This window comes from Mesorhizobium sp. M5C.F.Ca.ET.164.01.1.1 (assembly GCF_004792125.1).
Lineage (GTDB): Bacteria > Pseudomonadota > Alphaproteobacteria > Rhizobiales > Rhizobiaceae > Mesorhizobium > Mesorhizobium wenxiniae.
The window spans coordinates 1-243 of record NZ_SRTG01000297.1; the positions used below are offsets into that span (position 1 = coordinate 1).

General features: G+C 42.8%; 1 pseudogene. It reads left to right on the top strand.

Annotation, left to right across the window (positions count from 1 at the left end):
* Positions 1-243 (top strand): annotated as a pseudogene (locus tag EN807_RS36195) (hypothetical protein); the annotation flags it as partial.

Sequence of the window (243 nt, forward strand, 5' to 3'; positions counted from 1 at the left end):
GATGCCGCAGGAGCACATCCTCGCGGCGGCACCCGATATTGGCTGGGAGATGGACGTGGCATTCGGGAACGGCGGAGGCCGCCTCTGGACTGCAGTAAAAAAAAAAAAAAAAAAAAAAAAAAAAAAAAAAATATCTCATATAAAAAAAAAAAAAAAAAAATTTTTTTTTTTTTTTTTTTTTTTTTTTTTCGCGGCCGAGCGGCGATGGAACAGCGCTGGGAAGATCGAGCGTGGGCCCTTCAG